The organism is Geodermatophilus sp. SYSU D00696 (genome assembly GCF_054050235.1).
In genome coordinates this window covers 338,742-353,954 of sequence record NZ_JBJGYY010000001.1, presented here as the reverse complement: position 1 = coordinate 353,954, position 15,213 = coordinate 338,742, and the positions used below count along the sequence as shown (strand labels likewise).

General features: G+C 75.5%; 15 protein-coding genes and 1 pseudogene. 12 read left to right on the top strand and 4 right to left on the bottom strand.

Annotated elements, in window-relative coordinates; translation table 11 throughout:
• The 4 genes and pseudogenes from ACI79O_RS01660 to ACI79O_RS01645 form a co-directional block, all read right to left on the bottom strand.
• A pseudogene (locus tag ACI79O_RS01660) lies at nucleotides 1-483 on the bottom strand (HNH endonuclease); the annotation flags it as partial.
• Between the two features lie 142 nt (nucleotides 484-625).
• Nucleotides 626-1,474: an ABC transporter permease gene (locus ACI79O_RS01655; protein ID WP_456913188.1), complete on the bottom strand. Its 849-nt coding sequence runs from the start codon at nucleotides 1,472-1,474 to the stop codon at nucleotides 626-628.
• On the bottom strand, nucleotides 1,471-2,460 hold the full coding sequence (locus tag ACI79O_RS01650) for an ATP-binding cassette domain-containing protein (RefSeq protein ID WP_456886228.1): 990 nt from the start codon (nucleotides 2,458-2,460) through the stop codon (nucleotides 1,471-1,473). Before ACI79O_RS01650 ends, ACI79O_RS01655 begins: the two co-directional genes overlap by 4 nt.
• A complete protein-coding gene (locus ACI79O_RS01645; protein ID WP_456886226.1) occupies nucleotides 2,450-3,097 on the bottom strand; it encodes an FAD-dependent oxidoreductase in 648 nt (215 codons plus the stop codon). The genes ACI79O_RS01650 and ACI79O_RS01645 overlap by 11 nt, the downstream gene beginning before the upstream one ends.
• 118 nt (nucleotides 3,098-3,215) lie before the next feature.
• Between ACI79O_RS01645 and ACI79O_RS01640 the strand changes: the two genes are divergently transcribed.
• The 12 genes from ACI79O_RS01640 to tpiA all read left to right on the top strand — a co-directional run bounded on the left by ACI79O_RS01640 (nucleotide 3,216) and on the right by tpiA (nucleotide 15,197).
• Nucleotides 3,216-3,656 (top strand): MarR family winged helix-turn-helix transcriptional regulator, encoded by a 441-nt coding sequence (locus ACI79O_RS01640; protein ID WP_456886257.1) that lies wholly within the window; start codon nucleotides 3,216-3,218, stop codon nucleotides 3,654-3,656.
• A 119-nt stretch (nucleotides 3,657-3,775) separates the two neighbouring features.
• Entirely contained in the window at nucleotides 3,776-4,057 is a 282-nt protein-coding gene (locus ACI79O_RS01635; RefSeq protein ID WP_456913187.1) for a hypothetical protein, read from the top strand.
• A gap of 36 nt (nucleotides 4,058-4,093) precedes the next feature.
• Entirely contained in the window at nucleotides 4,094-4,528 is a 435-nt protein-coding gene (locus tag ACI79O_RS01630; protein ID WP_456886222.1) for a helix-turn-helix domain-containing protein, read from the top strand.
• 10 nt (nucleotides 4,529-4,538) lie between these two features.
• Entirely contained in the window at nucleotides 4,539-4,961 is a 423-nt protein-coding gene (locus tag ACI79O_RS01625; protein WP_456913186.1) for a VOC family protein, read from the top strand.
• A gap of 137 nt (nucleotides 4,962-5,098) precedes the next feature.
• Nucleotides 5,099-7,150: an excinuclease ABC subunit UvrC gene (gene uvrC / locus ACI79O_RS01620; protein ID WP_456886218.1), complete on the top strand. Its 2,052-nt coding sequence runs from the start codon at nucleotides 5,099-5,101 to the stop codon at nucleotides 7,148-7,150.
• Complete coding sequence (rapZ, locus tag ACI79O_RS01615; protein WP_456913185.1) at nucleotides 7,147-8,130, top strand: RNase adapter RapZ; 984 nt, start codon at nucleotides 7,147-7,149, stop codon at nucleotides 8,128-8,130. The genes uvrC and rapZ overlap by 4 nt, the downstream gene beginning before the upstream one ends.
• Nucleotides 8,130-9,176: a gluconeogenesis factor YvcK family protein gene (locus ACI79O_RS01610; protein ID WP_456886214.1), complete on the top strand. Its 1,047-nt coding sequence runs from the start codon at nucleotides 8,130-8,132 to the stop codon at nucleotides 9,174-9,176. Before rapZ ends, ACI79O_RS01610 begins: the two co-directional genes overlap by 1 nt.
• Nucleotides 9,177-9,219: 43 nt before the next feature.
• On the top strand, nucleotides 9,220-10,194 hold the full coding sequence (gene whiA, locus ACI79O_RS01605) for a DNA-binding protein WhiA (protein ID WP_425283686.1): 975 nt from the start codon (nucleotides 9,220-9,222) through the stop codon (nucleotides 10,192-10,194).
• A 163-nt stretch (nucleotides 10,195-10,357) separates the two neighbouring features.
• Nucleotides 10,358-12,043 (top strand): histidine kinase N-terminal 7TM domain-containing diguanylate cyclase, encoded by a 1,686-nt coding sequence (locus tag ACI79O_RS01600; protein WP_456913184.1) that lies wholly within the window; start codon nucleotides 10,358-10,360, stop codon nucleotides 12,041-12,043.
• 129 nt (nucleotides 12,044-12,172) lie between these two features.
• A complete protein-coding gene (gap, locus tag ACI79O_RS01595; RefSeq protein WP_456886210.1) occupies nucleotides 12,173-13,177 on the top strand; it encodes a type I glyceraldehyde-3-phosphate dehydrogenase in 1,005 nt (334 codons plus the stop codon).
• A gap of 3 nt (nucleotides 13,178-13,180) precedes the next feature.
• Nucleotides 13,181-14,374 (top strand): phosphoglycerate kinase, encoded by a 1,194-nt coding sequence (locus ACI79O_RS01590; RefSeq protein ID WP_456913183.1) that lies wholly within the window; start codon nucleotides 13,181-13,183, stop codon nucleotides 14,372-14,374.
• Between the two features lie 10 nt (nucleotides 14,375-14,384).
• Nucleotides 14,385-15,197, top strand: a complete 813-nt coding sequence (tpiA, locus tag ACI79O_RS01585; RefSeq protein WP_456886206.1) for a triose-phosphate isomerase — start codon at nucleotides 14,385-14,387, stop codon at nucleotides 15,195-15,197.
• Nucleotides 15,198-15,213: the final 16 nt, after the last annotated feature.

Below are 15,213 nucleotides of genomic sequence, written 5' to 3'. Positions count from 1 at the left end.
CCCCGGGGTGGTGTGCCGCCCAGCGGCCCACGCCAGCAGGTCGGCCTCGATCGCCGCGCGGAGGGTGTCGTCGGTGATCGGGGCGACCTTGTCGATCAGCGGCCCCAGGTGCCCCACGTGCAGCGCCCCGGACTCCAGCGCGGCCAGCGTGCCCGGCAGCCGGTGCACCAGGGTCAGCGACCGCTCCAGCAGCAGCTGCGCGGCCTGGGCCGACACCGCCAGCGCGACGGCCAGCTCGTCGGTGGCCCACTCGCTCACCGGCCGCAGTACCTCGGCCCGCGCCGCCCACCGGTCGGCGGCCATCGCCCCGCGCTCGCCTTGCTGCCGGTCGACGGAGGAAGGCCGGGATGCGGCGAACGCGGCCACCGCCCGGGCCCGCAGCGCGGTCCGCCGGGCGATCTCCCGGTCGGCGGCCTGCACCACCCCCAGCGGCCCCGACGCCCACCCCACCAGGGGCTCGTCGACCGCCCGGACTCCCGTCACGGGATCGATCATACGTTCGAGCGACGATCGCAGCAAGTCCTGTGGACGACGAACTCGCTGGTCAGACGGCTGGCCGGTGCTCCGGCCGCGGAGCCCGGCGGCAAGGCTGCAAGGGGTGGCGAGACACGACCGCAGCCCGTCCTCAGCGGCCCCGCCGGTAGAGGGCGGCCGCGGCCGGCGCGAGGACGACCAGCAGCCCGGCCGCCCAGGCCAGGGCCGGCCAGACGCTCGCGTCGCCGACCCCGGTCAGTGCCCGGACGGCGTCGGCGGTGAGGGTGACCGGCTGGCTCTCGGCGAAGCCGCGCAGCCAGCCCGGCATCGTCTCGGTGCTCACGAACGCCGAGCTGGCGAACGTGAGCGGGAAGGTGAGCACGAACCCCGCCGACTGGGCCGCCTCGGGGCTGCGCACCGCCAGTGCGATCAGGACGTAGAACCAGGTGACCGTGTAGGACAGCAGCAGCACGACACCGAGACCGGCCACGACCCCCGTGACGCTGTCCGGCCGGTAGCCCACGGCCAGGCCGACGCCGAGCATGAGCAGCAGCGTCACCACGGTGCGGGCGGCGTCGGCGAGGGTCCGCCCGGCCAGGACGGCGGAGCCGGCCATCGGCAGGGTCCGGAACCGGTCGACCACGCCCCGGCCGAGGTCCTCGGCGAGCCCGACGCCGGTGGCGACACCGGAGAACACGGCCGTCTGCACGAAGATCCCGGGGAGCAGGTAGTCGACGTAGTCGACGCCGGGGGTCGAGATCGCCCCGCCGAAGACGTACCGGAACAGCAGCACGAACATCACCGGCTGGACCAGGGCGAACAGCAGCACCTGCGGCGTGCGGAACGCCCCCACCAGGCTGCGCCAGCCGGTGGTCAGCGCGTCGCGCACCGCCCAGCCGACCACCGGCCGGCCGGCCGGCACCGCGGGCGGGCCGAGGACGGACGGGCGGGCCACCGCGTCGGTCCGGGGCGCGGGGTCGGTGGCGAGGGAGGTGGTCATGCTGCGCTCCGGGTGCTCGGGTCGGCGGTGCGGCCGGTGAGGGCGAGGAAGACGTCGTCGAGGGTGGGCTCGGAGATCCCGACGCCGCGGATGGCGACCCCGGCGGTGTCCAGCCGGCGCACCAGCTCGGGCAGGGCCGGGCCCGGGTCGGCGACCGGCAGCCGCAGCACCCCGTCGGTGACCGCGGCCGGCCCGGTGCCCAGGCCGGCCAGGGCGGCCACGGCCGCCGCCGCACGCCCGGGGTCGGCCAGCGGCACCTGCAGCGCGCCGCCGCCCAGGGAGGCCTTCAGCTCGGCCGGTGTGCCGCGGGCGATCACCCGGCCCGCGTCGACGACCGCCAGCGAGGAGGCGAGCCGGTCGGCCTCCTCGAGGTACTGCGTGGTCAGCAGCACCGCCGTGCCGGCGGCCGCGAGCTCCTCCACCACCTCCCACAGCGCCAGGCGCGACCGCGGGTCCAGCCCCGTGGTGGGCTCGTCGAGGAACACCACCCGCGGCTCGGCCACCAGCGCGGCGGCGAGGTCCAGCCGGCGTCGCATGCCTCCCGAGTAGGTCCGCGCCGGCCGGTCGGCGGCGTCGGTGAGGCCGAACGCGTCGAGCAGCGCGTCGGCGCGCGCCCGCCGCGACGCCCGGGTCAGGTGCCCGAGCCGGCCGAACATGCGCAGGTTCTCCCGCCCGGTCAGCGCCTCGTCCACCCCGGCGTACTGGCCGGCCAGGCCGATGCGCGCCCGCAGTCGAGCGCCGTCGGACACGCCGTCGGGACCGAGGGGCACGCCGGCCACCGTCGCGGTGCCGGCAGTGGGGCGCAGCAGGCCGGTGAGCAGCCGGACGACGGTGGTCTTGCCGGCGCCGTTGGGGCCGAGCAGCCCGACGACGGTGCCGGCGGGCACCTCGAGGTCGACGCCGTCGACGGCGGTCACCGCGTCCGGTCCACTGCCGAACCGGCGCACCAGCCCCTCGGCGACGACGGCGGGCGGGTCAGTAGCCACGGAAGGCCTCCCGGCGGACCTGGCGGCGCGGGATGCCCGCGGCGGACAGCGCGGCGGTGGTGTCGCGGACGAAGGCCGGGGAGCCCGACACGTGGTAGGTGGCGCCGGGTAGGTCGGTGGTGAGGCGTTCCAGCTCCCGTCCGAAGGCCGCGCGGTCGCCGGGATAGACGGCGGCGTGCGCGAGCTCCTCGGTGTCGGCGCGGAACGGGTGGTCGCGGCCGACGTGGACCAGCGTTCCGCGGCGCCGGGCGCCCGTCGCCGCGAGGTGGCGCAGCAGCGCCCGGTGCGGTGTCACCCCGACGCCCTGGGCGAGCAGTACGACGTCGTCGGCGGTGTCGGCCAGGGCCGATCGCTGCAGCGGCCGGCGCAGCCGGACGCGGTCGCCCGGGGAGAGCCCGGTGAGCGCCCGCTTGAACCGGCTGCCCGAGGCGAGCCGGGTGCCGATCAGCACCTGCGGGTCCTCGGGGGCCGAGGCCAGGGAGAACGGCTTGGTCCCGCCGTCGGGCAGCGAGAGGAAGGCGTGGTGGCCGGCGAGGTGGTTGAGCGGCTCCACGGGGGCGAAGGCGAACGCCGTGACGCCGCCCTCCGTGTCCGTGCGGCGAACGAACTCCAGCGTGGCGGTGCTGAGCAGGGCCATGGCGGTCTCCGAGGTCGGTGGGTGGGTGCCCGGCGCCGTCCACGGTAGCCGATCGTCGGTCACTGTCAACGATTCGGACCCTAGAACAGTTGGCTCCGCTAGACTGCGCCCCGTGGGGATGCCCGTGCCGATCGAGGACCTGCCGCTGCCGGTGCTGCTCGCCCAGGCGGGTCACCGGGCGGCGCTGCTGCTGGGCCGGCAGTTCTCCGACTCCGGGCTGCGCCCGCGGCACGGCCAGATCCTCATGCGGCTGGAACAGACCGGGTCGGCGACCCAGCAGGAGCTGCTCGAGCAGCTGGCCGTGGACCCGAGCGTCCTGGTCGGCCTGCTCAACGACCTCGAGGACGCCGCACTCGTCGAGCGGGTGCGCGATCCCGCCGACCGCCGCCGGCACATCGTCCGGCTGGCCGGTGAGGGGAGGGCCGTGGCGGCCGACGTCCACCGGTCCGTCGCCACCGTGCACGGGCAGCTGTTCCCGGACGCGAGCGAGCGGGACCTGGCGACCCTCCGGCGGCTGCTCGTCGCCGTCTGCGCCGCGGGCGAGGACGACTGCCGCTGAACGCCGCCGGACCCCGGTGATCACCTCTTGAGCGGATCCGGCCCCGGACCGTATCGTCCCCTGTGACGGACGTCACGCCTCCCCATCGGCGTGCCCGGTCCCCGATGGAGGAGACGCCGATGAGCGCGCTCACGCCCGACTGCGATCCCGACCTGTCCCACTGCGGGCAGCCCGTACGCAGGTCCGGCGGCGTGCGCTCCACCCTCGTCCTCGTCGCACTGGTGGCCGTCGCCGCGCTCGCCGTCACCGGGAACGCCGTCCCCGGTGCCGTCGCCGTCCTGGCCGGCGGGGTGGGGCTCCTCGCGGCGCTGGCGCTGGCCGCCAGGGTCGTCCGCCTGGGGCAGCGGGCCCTCGGCGCCGTACCCCTGCCGGCGCTGCACCGCTCCCGCGCCGCCGGCTGACCTCAGCCGTCCCGCGGCGGCCGGGAAGATGGCCCGGTGAGCCGGGCCGTCGAGGACTCCAACCTGCGCATGCTGCGTGCCCGGGACGTGATGGACCGCAGCTACGCCGAGCCGCTCGACGTGGCCGCCCTGGCCCGGGTCGCGCACGTCTCCGAGGCGCACTTCATCCGCACCTTCAAGGCCACCTTCGGCGAGACGCCCAACCGCTACCTGCAGCGCCGGCGGGTGGAGCGGGCGATGTTCCTGCTGCGCAGCACCGACCGGTCGGTGACCGACGTGTGCATGGCCGTGGGCTTCGCCAGCCTGGGCACCTTCAGCCGGGTGTTCGCCGGGATCGTGGGGGAGCCGCCCAGCGCGTACCGGCGGCGCGGGCCGCTGGCGCCGGTGCCCTCCTGCTTCGGCATGCGGTGGCTGCGGCCGAGCGAGAAGACAGCAGTTCCGGAGAAGCCCGCGGACACCGCCGGGTCCTAGCGTCGTGATCATGTTGAATACCATCTCGATCACGTCGATCTACGTGCTGGACCAGGACCAGGCCCTCGACTTCTACGTCGGCAAGCTGGGCTTCCAGGTCCAGGTCGACCAGCAGTTCGGGCCGATGCGGTTCCTCACCGTCGCGCTGCCGAGCGACCCCGGTCACGCGGTGCTGCTCGAGCGGCCCGCGCCGCCGTCGGTGAGCCCGGAGATCGCCGACACGGTGCGCGACCTGGTCACCAAGGGCGCCGGTGGGGGGCACCTCTTCCTCACCACCGACGACGCGCACGAGACCCACGCCGCGCTCAGGGAGAAGGGCGTCGACCTGCCGGAGGAGCCGGTCGTGCAGCCCTACGGCATCGACTTCGGCCTGCGCGACCCCTTCGGCAACTCCGTCCGCATCGCCCAGATGACCCCGCCTCCCTCGAGCTGAGCCGCGACTCGACGGTCCGGCCGGGCCCGTCCCGCGGGCCCGGCCGGAACGCACCGGCACGGCCGGGAACCACAGCGGTGTGGTTCCCGGCGACGGAGGGCGGGCGGACCGTCGTCCGGGGCACCTAGTGTGGAAGCGTGCCCGACCCGTCCACGTACCGACCGGCGGTCGGCTCCATCCCCGAGTCGCCGGGGGTCTACAGGTTCCGCGACCCGAACGGCCGCGTCGTCTACGTCGGCAAGGCCAAGAGCCTGCGCCAGCGGCTCAACAGCTACTTCGCCGACGTCGCCGGCCTGCACCCGCGCACCCGCCAGATGGTGACGACGGCGTCCAGCGTCGAGTGGACCGTCGTCGGCACCGAGGTCGAGGCCCTCCAGCTCGAGTACAACTGGATCAAGGAGTTCGACCCGCGGTTCAACGTCCGCTACCGCGACGACAAGAGCTACCCGTCGCTGGCCGTGACGCTCAACGAGGAGTACCCGCGGCTGCAGGTCATGCGCGGGCCGAAGAAGAAGGGCGTCCGCTACTTCGGCCCCTACGCCCACGCCTGGGCCATCCGCGAGACCCTCGACACGCTCACCCGCGTCTTCCCCGCCCGCACCTGCTCCAACGGCGTGTTCAAGCGCGCCGGGCAGATCGGCCGGCCCTGCCTGCTCGGCTACATCGGCAAGTGCGCCGCGCCCTGCGTCGGCCGGGTCAGCGCCGAGGAGCACCGGGCGATCGTCGACGACTTCTGCGACTTCATGGCCGGCCGCACCGACCTCATGGTCAAGCGGCTCGAGCGGGAGATGGCCGAGGCCGCCGAGGCGATGGAGTACGAGAAGGCCGCCCGGCTGCGCGACGACCTCGGCGCGCTGCGGCGGGCGATGGAGAAGCAGGCGGTCGTCCTCGGCGACGGCACCGACGCCGACGTCGTCGCCTTCGCCCAGGACGAGCTCGAGGCCGCCGTGCAGGTCTTCCACGTCCGGGGTGGGCGGGTCCGCGGCCAGCGCGGCTGGATCATCGACAAGGTCGAGGAGGTCAGCACCGGCGAGCTGGTCGAGCAGTTCCTCCTGCAGGTCTACGGCGGCGTCGACGAGGCCACCGGCGTCACAGAGGGCGGCGAGGCGGTGCCCAAGGAGGTGCTCGTCCCCGAGCTCCCCGACGACGCCGACGTCTACGAGGAGCTGCTCAGCGAGCTCCGCGGCTCGCGGGTGTCGCTGCGGGTGCCGCAGCGCGGGGACAAGCGCAGCCTGCTCGAGACCGTCGAGCGCAACGCGAAGGAGGCCTTCGCCCGGCACCGGGTCAAGCGCTCCAGCGACCTCACCGCCCGGTCGCTCGCCCTCTCCGAGCTGCAGGAGGCCCTCGAGCTGCCCGAGGCGCCGCTGCGCATCGAGTGCATCGACGTCTCGCACGTGCAGCAGACCAACGTCGTCGCCTCGATGGTGGTCTTCGAGGACGGACTGCCCAAGAAGTCCGACTACCGCCGCTTCTCTGTCCAGCACGGCACCGACGACACCGCGGCCATGGCCGAGGTCGTCCGCCGCCGCTTCGCCCGGCACCTCAAGGAGGAGGCCGACCGCCGCGACGAGCAGGGGATCGCCGCGGAGGAGGGCCGGCCGCGCCGGTTCGCCTACCCGCCGAACCTGCTCGTCGTCGACGGCGGCGCGCCGCAGGTCGCGGCCGCGGCCCGCTCGCTCGACGAGCTCGGCGTCGTCGACGTCGCCGTCTGCGGGCTGGCCAAGCGCATGGAGGAGGTCTGGCTGCCCGGCGAGTCCGACCCGGTGGTCCTGCCGCGCACCTCCGAGGCGCTCTACCTGCTGCAGCGGGTGCGCGACGAGGCCCACCGGTTCGCGATCACCTACCACCGGCAGAAGCGTTCGGTCAGCATGCTGGTCTCGCTCCTGGACGACGTCCCCGGCCTGGGGGACACGCGGCGGAAGGCGCTGATGAAGCAGTTCGGGTCGCTCAAGCGGCTGCGCGCGGCCACGGTCGACGAGCTCATGGCCGTGCCGGGCATCGGCCGGCGCACCGCCGAGGCGGTGCTGGCCGCGGTGGCGGAGCCGGCGGAGGGCACGGCGGATCCCGCGGAGGAGGGGCCCGCGGAGGAGGTCGTGGAGAGCACCACGGCGCCCGCCGGCCCGGCCGAGCGGGGCACCCCCACCCCCGGCGCGGGCGCCACCGCCGAGGTCGGCCGGGTCGCGTCGTGAGCGAGGAACAGCTGACCGGCTCGGGCACCGACGCCCCGACCGCGGCCGCCGCCGCGCGCGAGGGACAGGCCGGCCCGCAGGCCGACGTCCCCGCCGGCCTCGACGCCGCGTCCACCGAGACGCCGCCGGTCGAGGTCGTCGTCGTCACTGGGCTGTCCGGGGCCGGCAAGAACAGCGCCGGGCGGGTGATGGAGGACCTCGGCTGGTACGTCGTCGAGAACCTGCCGCCGGCGCTGCTGACGCCGATGGTCGAGCTCGGCGCCCGCGGTGACGTCCGCCGGTTCGCCGCCGTCGTCGACGTCCGCAGCCGCGCCTTCTCCAGCGACCTGCAGGAGGCCATCCGGGTGCTCGCCGAGGCCGGGCACCGCCCGCGCGTGGTGTACGTGCACGCCAGCGACGAGGTGCTCGTCCGCCGCTACGAGTCCAACCGGCGGGAGCACCCGCTGCAGGGGTCGGGCCGGCTCATCGACGGGATCACCGCCGAGCGGGCGCTGCTCACCGGCATCGCCGGCGAGGCCGACCTGTGGGTCGACACCAGCGACCTCAACGTCCACCAGCTGCGCGCCACGCTGGAGAACGCCTTCGCCCGCGAGGGCCGCACCCCGCCGCTGACGGCGACCGTGCTGAGCTTCGGCTTCAAGTACGGCCTGCCGCTGGACGCCGACCTCGTCGTCGACGCCCGGTTCCTGCCCAACCCGCACTGGCTGCCCGAGCTGCGCGCGCACACCGGGCGCGACGCCGACGTGCGCGACTACGTGCTCGGCCAGCAGGACGCCGGGCCCTTCCTCGACCGGTACACCGAGGTGCTGCGGCTGCTCATCCCCGGCTACCGGCGCGAGGGCAAGCGCTACCTGACGCTGGCGGTCGGCTGCACCGGCGGCAAGCACCGCAGCGTCGCCATCGCCGAGGAGTTCGCCCGCCGGCTGGCCGCGGACGGCATCGCCGCGGTCGCCCGCCACCGCGACCTGGGCCGCGAGTAGTGGGCGCGCACCCCAGGGTCGTCGCCTTCGGGGGCGGCCACGGTCTCGCGGCCGCGCTGGCCGCCTGGCGCCGGATCACCCCCGACCTCACCGCCGTGGTCACGGTGGCCGACGACGGCGGCTCCTCCGGCCGGATCCGCCGCGAGATGCCGGTGCTGCCCCCCGGCGACCTGCGGATGGCGCTGGCCGCCCTGGCCGCCGACGACGACGGCCGCCAGCAGATGGCCCGGCTGTTCCAGCACCGGCTCGGCGGCACCGGCGTGCTCGCCGGCCACCCGGTGGGCAACCTCGTCCTCACCGGGCTCGTCGAGCTGCACGGCGGGGACACCGTGCGCGCCCTCGACGCCGTCTGCGCGCTGCTGCGCACCCGCGGCCGGGTGCTGCCGATGGCCGACGTGCCCCTGGACCTCGTCGCGCGCGTGGAGACGTTCGACCCCGACGACCCCGCGCGCACCCGGACCATCCGCGGTCAGGTGGCGATCGCCTCCACGCCCGGCCGGGTGCGGGAGATCCTCGTCTCCCCGCCGGACCCGCCGGTGCACCCCGACGTGCTCGCCGCGATCGCCGAGGCCGACGTCGTCTCGCTCGGGCCCGGTTCCTGGTACACCTCGGTGCTGCCCCACCTGCTGGTGCCGCGGCTGCGCCGGGCGCTGGCCGCCAGCCGGGCCCGCGTGGTCGTGGTGCTCAACCTGGAGCCCCAGCCGGGGGAGACCGACGGCTTCTCCCCGGAGGAGCACCTGCGGGTGCTGCAGGCCCATCTGGACGGAGTGGCGCTGCACACGGTGATCGCGGATGCCGACTCGGTGGTTGACCGCTGTGGTCTCCTGTCAACGGTGCGCGAGTGCGGCGCCGAGCTCGTGCTGGCTCCGGTCGCCGCGCTCGACGGTTCCCCGCGCCACGACCCCGCCCGGCTGGCGGCCGTGCTGGCCCCGGTGGCCGCAGCACACGCGGCCGGCGGGCCGGAGGTCGGGCAGGGGGACGGGACAGGGGACGCAACCGGGGCACCAGGACCGGTGGGGCCCGGACGGTTCGAGGGGGAGAGGTGACGCCGATGAGGGCGCCGCAGCGGAAGGAGTGGTCGTCGTGGCGATGACGGCCATGGTCAAGGACGAGCTGTCCCGGGTGGAGTGCACGCGGACCTCCGAGCGCAAGGCCGAGGTGACCGCGCTGCTGCGCTTCTCCGGGGGGCTGCACATCGTGGGCGGTCGCGTCGTCATCGAGGCCGAGCTGGACACCGGCTCGGTCGCCCGCCGGCTGCGGCGGGACATCAGCGAGGTCTACGGCTACACCAGCGGGGTCAGCGTGCTGGCCGGCGGCAACATCCGCCGGGGCGTGCGCTACCTGGTCCGGATCGCCAAGCACGGCGAGGGACTGGCCCGCCAGACCGGGCTGGTCGACCAGCGCGGCCGCCCGGTGCGCGGCCTGCCGCCGTCGGTCGTGTCCGGCAGCATCAACGACGCCGAGGCCGCCTGGCGGGGCGCGTTCCTCGCGCACGGCTCGCTCACCGAGCCCGGCCGGTCGTCCTCGCTCGAGGTGACCTGCCCCGGGCCTGAGGCGGCCATGGCGCTGGTCGGCGCGGCCCGCCGGTTGGGCATCGCCGCGAAGGCCCGCGAGGTCCGCGGCGCCGACCGGGTCGTCGTGCGCGACGGCGACGCCATCAGCGCGCTGCTCACCCGGATGGGCGCCCACGACGCGGTGCTGGCCTGGGAGGAGCGGCGGATGCGCCGCGAGGTGCGCGCCACCGCCAACCGGCTGGCGAACTTCGATGACGCCAACCTGCGCCGCTCGGCGCGCGCGGCCGTGGCCGCCTCGGCCCGGGTCGAGCGGGCGCTGGAGATCCTCGCCGGCGACGCGCCCGAGCACCTGCTGGTCGCCGGCCGGCTGCGCCTCGAGCACGGGCAGGCCTCGCTGGAGGAGCTCGGCCAGCGCGCCGACCCGCCGATGACCAAGGACGCCGTCGCCGGGCGGATCCGGCGGCTGCTGGCCATGGCCGACAAGCGGGCCAAGGACCTCGGCATCCCGGACACCGAGTCCGTGGTGACCGACGACATGCTGGCGCAGTAACCGGCCGTTCCATCCGCTCACCAGGGGCGTCCTCCGCGGTCCGCGGAGGGCGCCCCTCGCGTTCACCCACCCGGGTGAGCCGACCTCCAGCGGGGCCCCGCACGCGTCGATGCACGCAGCAGAGGCGGGCAACGGGCCGCGCCGTCGGAGCGAGGAGCCCGGGATGAGCGCGGCGCAGTGGGCGCTGCTGTTCGCGTGCGCGGCCCTGGTCGCCACGGGCACGGCGGTGCTGGCCTGGCGGCGCCGCGCCCGCACCCCGGCGGCCACGGCGCTGGCGGTCACCATGTCGGGCGTCGCCGCCTGGTCGACCGCCGACGTCCTCGTCCACGCCGTCAGCACCCGAGCGGTGGTCGCCGCCTACCCGCCGCTGCTGCTGGCGGCCGTCGGGCTGGTGGTGGTGGGCACCTACGTGCTCGCCCGCACCGTGTCCGACCCCTCCTGGCGGCTCGGCTGCCGGCCGGCCCTGCTGCTGGCGGTCGAGCCGGTGCTGCTGGTGGTCACGGCGACCCTGCCGGCCACGCGCGACCTGGTCATGTCCGACCTGGTCCCCGCGGGTGCCGGCGCAGAGGGACGGGTCGCCTTCGGCCCGCTGTTCCTGGCCCACACCGCCTACTCCTACGCGCTCGTCGCCGTCGCCTACGGGCACCTGGTCCGCCGCTACCGGCGTGCGGCGGGCGTCTTCCGCCGGCAGATCACCGTCCTGCTCGCGTCGGCGACGCTGTCCACCATCGGCAACGTCGTGTCGGTCGGCAGCCAGCTCGATGGCAGCGGAACCGACCTCACCCCGCTGTTCTTCCTGCTCACCGGCGTGGTCGACTGCTGGGCGATCTTCCGCGGGGGCCTGCTGCGGCTGGTCCCGGTCGCCCGCGAGCAGGTGGTCGAGACCGTGCCCGACGCCGTGCTCGTCGTCGACCCCGACGGCGTCCTCATCGACTGCAACCCGGCCGCCACCCGGATGCTGCAGCGGCTGCGCCCCGAGCTCGGGGGGGACCTGGTCGGCCGCGCCCTCGCCGACGTCGCCGGCCCCCGGGCCGTCGCGGTCCTCGACACCACCGAGCGCCGGGACGGCCACCGCGTCGCCCAGGTGCGGCCGGGGCTGTGGCTCGACGTGCAGGACTCGGCGGTCAGCGACCCGCGGGGCCGTCCGCTCGGCCGCATCCTCGTGGTCCGCGACGTCAGCGAGCAGCAGGAGCGCCAGGCCGCCATCGAGGCGCTCAACACCCGCCTGGCCGAGCAGGTCGAGGTCATCGAGCGGCTGCGCGCGGAGCTGGCCGAGGAGGCCGTGCGCGACCCGCTGACCGGCCTGCACAACCGCCGCCACCTCGACCGGGCGCTCGGCGCCGACCTGGCCTCCCGGCCGCGCACCGGCCGGCTGTCGGTGCTGGTGGTCGACGTCGACCACTTCAAGTCCGTCAACGACCGCCTCGGGCACGCGGCGGGGGACCGGGTCCTCACCGCGGTCGCGGGCACGCTCGCCGGCGCCGTCCGCGAGGGCGACACCGCCGCCCGCCTCGGCGGCGAGGAGTTCGTGCTGGTGCTGCCCGGCGCGGGCCGCGAGCAGGCCCTCGAGCGGGCCGAGCAGGTCCGCCGCGCCGTCGCCGCCGGGCGGGTCCCCGTCGACGGCGAGCGCGTCGGCGTCACCGTCAGCATCGGCGTGGCCGTCTGCCCGGCCGACGGCACCTCCGCCGCCGCGCTGCTCGAGGCGGCCGACCGGGCGCTCTACACCGCCAAGGCCACCGGACGCGACCGCGTCGTCGCCGCCGACCCCGTGGGCGACCGGCCCGTCCCGGCCGTCCCCGCCCCGGCCGCCGCGGCCGACGACGGCGTGGAGCTCGTCCCCGGCGGCTGAGCCTCCCGGGGCTCGCCCGGTCGCCCGCCGCCGGGGCCGATAGGGTCGTCCGCGATCGGAGCCGCGCGCCCCGCGCGGCCGACGCACGCGACGGCGCCGGACGGCGCCACGGATCCGTGGAGGTCAGCAGTGACGGTGCGGGTGGGGATCAACGGGTTCGGCCGGATCGGCCGCAACTTCTGGCGGGCGGCCGCGGCCAGCGGCAAGGACATCGAGATCGTGGCGGTCAACGACCTGACCAGCCCCGAGGTCCTCGCCCACCTCCTGAAGTACGACAGCATCCTGGGCGTGCTGTCCGAGGACGTCGCCGCCGACGGCGAGGGCATCAAGATCGCCGGCAACACGATGAAGGTCCTCTCCGAGCGCGACCCGGCCGCCCTGCCCTGGGGCGACCTGGGCGTCGACGTCGTCGTCGAGTCGACCGGCTTCTTCACCAAGGCCCCCGACGCCCGCAAGCACGTCGACGCCGGCGGCGCCAAGAAGGTGGTCATCTCGGCGCCGGCCACCGGCGACGACCTGACCATCGTCATGGGCGTCAACCACGAGAAGTACGACGGCTCGCAGACGATCATCAGCAACGCGTCCTGCACCACCAACTGCCTCGCGCCGCTGGCCAAGGTGCTCAACGACTCCTTCGGCATCGAGCGCGGCCTGATGACGACGATCCACGCCTACACCGCCGACCAGAACCTGCAGGACGGCCCGCACAAGGACCTGCGCCGCGCCCGCGCCGCCGCGCTGAACATGGTGCCCACCAGCACCGGTGCGGCCAAGGCGATCGGCCTGGTGCTGCCCGAGCTGCAGGGCAAGCTCGACGGCTACGCCGTCCGCGTCCCGGTGCCCACCGGCTCGGCCACCGACCTCACCGTCCAGCTGACCCGCGAGGTGCCGGCCGACGAGATCGACGCCGCCTACCGCGAGGCCGCCGCGGGCCCGCTCGCCGGCATCCTCAAGTACACCGACGCCCCGATCGTCTCCTCCGACATCGTCACCGACCCGGCGAGCTGCATCTACGACAGCAAGCTGACCAAGACCTTCGGCCCGATGGCCAAGGTGCTCGGCTGGTACGACAACGAGTGGGGCTACTCCAACCGCCTGGTCGACTCCGTCGAGCTCGTCGGCCGCTCGCTGTAGCCGATGCGGACCCTCGACGACCTGCTCGCCGAGGGCGTCTCGGGTCGGCGCGTGTTCCTGCGCGCCGACCTGAACGTCCCCCTGGACAAGCAGACCCGGGCCATCACCGACGACGGGCGCATCCGGGCCAGCCTCCCCACCCTGCAGGCGCTGCGGGAGGCCGGCGCCCGGGTCGTCGTCGCGGCGCACCTGGGCCGGCCCAAGGGTGGGCCCGACCCGCAGTACTCGCTGGCCCCGGTGGCCGCCCGGCTCGGCGAGCTGCTCGGCGCCGAGGTGCCGCTGGCCGCCGACGTCGCCGGCGACGACGCCCGCACCCGGGCGGCGGCCCTCGGCGACGGCGAGGTCCTGCTGCTGGAGAACGTGCGCTTCGAGGCCGCCGAGACCAGCAAGGACGACGCCGAGCGCGGCGGGCTGGCCGACCGGTTCGCCGCGCTGGCCGACGTCTTCGTCGACGACGCGTTCGGCGCGGTGCACCGCAAGCACGCCTCGGTGTACGACGTGGCGCTGCGGCTGCCGCACGTCGCCGGGCGGCTGGTGGCCACCGAGCTCGACGTGCTCACCCGGCTGACCACCGACCCCGAGCGGCCCTACGTGGTCGTGCTCGGCGGCTCGAAGGTCAGCGACAAGCTCGCCGTCATCGAGGCGCTGCTGCCCAAGGTCGACCGGCTGCTGGTCGGCGGCGGGATGTGCTTCACCTTCCTGCGGGCCCAGGGGCTCGAGGTCGGCCGCTCGCTGCTGGAGGCCGACCAGGTCGACACCTGCCGGCGGCTGCTCGCCGAGGCCGGCGAGCGCATCGTGCTGCCGGTCGACGTCGTCGTCGCGCCGGAGTTCAGCGCCGACGTGGACACCGCGGTCGTCCCGGCCGAGGAGATCCCGGGGGAGCAGATGGGCCTCGACGTCGGCCCGCGCACGGTCGAGGTGTTCGGCCGCGAGCTGGCCGGCGCCCGCACGGTGTTCTGGAACGGCCCGATGGGCGTGTTCGAGCTGGCGCCGTTCCAGGCCGGCACGCGCGGGGTCGCCGAGGCCGTGGCCGCCGTCGACGGGCTGTCGGTGGTCGGCGGCGGGGACTCCGCGGCCGCCGTCCGGCAGCTCGGCCTCGACGAGTCCGCCTACGGCCACGTCAGCACCGGCGGCGGCGCGTCGCTGGAGTACCTCGAGGGCCGGGAGCTCCCGGGCCTCGCGGTGCTCGCGGACTGAGGGGCGCGGGATGGCACGCAGGCCGGCGGCCCCGGCCCGCCGGGAGGGCCGCCGCCCGCTCATCGCGGGCAACTGGAAGATGCACATGACGCACCTGGAGGCCATCGGCCTGGTGCAGAAGCTGGTCTTCAGCCTGGACGAGAAGGAGCTCGACGCCGCCGAGGTCGTCGTGCTGCCCCCGTTCACGGCGCTGCGCAGCGTGCAGACGCTGGTCACCGGCGACAAGCTGCCGGTCGGCTACGGCGCGCAGGACCTCTCGGCGCACGACTCCGGCGCCTACACCGGCGAGGTCAGCGGCGCGATGCTGGCCGCGCTCGCGTGCGGCTTCGTCGTCGTCGGCCACTCCGAGCGGCGGTCGCTGCACGCCGAGGACGACGCGGTCGTGGCCGCCAAGACCCAGGCGGCGCTGCGGCACGGCCTCACGCCGATCGTGTGCATGGGGGAGGGGCTCGAGGTCCGCCGGGCCGGCGGGCACGTGGTGCACTGCACCGACCAGCTCGACGCCTCGCTGGCCGGCCTCTCCGCCGAGCAGGTGGCCCGCGTGGTGCTGGCCTACGAGCCGGTCTGGGCGATCGGCACCGGCGAGGTGGCCACCCCGGAGGACGCCCAGGAGGTCTGCGGCGCACTCCGGTCGCGGCTCGCCGAGCGTTTCGGCCCGGGCACGGCCGAGGTCGTCCGTATCCTCTACGGCGGGTCGGTGAAGGCCGCCAACACGGCCGGGATCCTGGCCGGGCCGGACGTCGACGGTGCACTCGTCGGGGGCGCGAGCCTCGACGCCGACGAGTTCGCGCAGATCTGTCGGATCGCCGCCGGGGGCGGCTGAGCACGCCGCCCCGGCG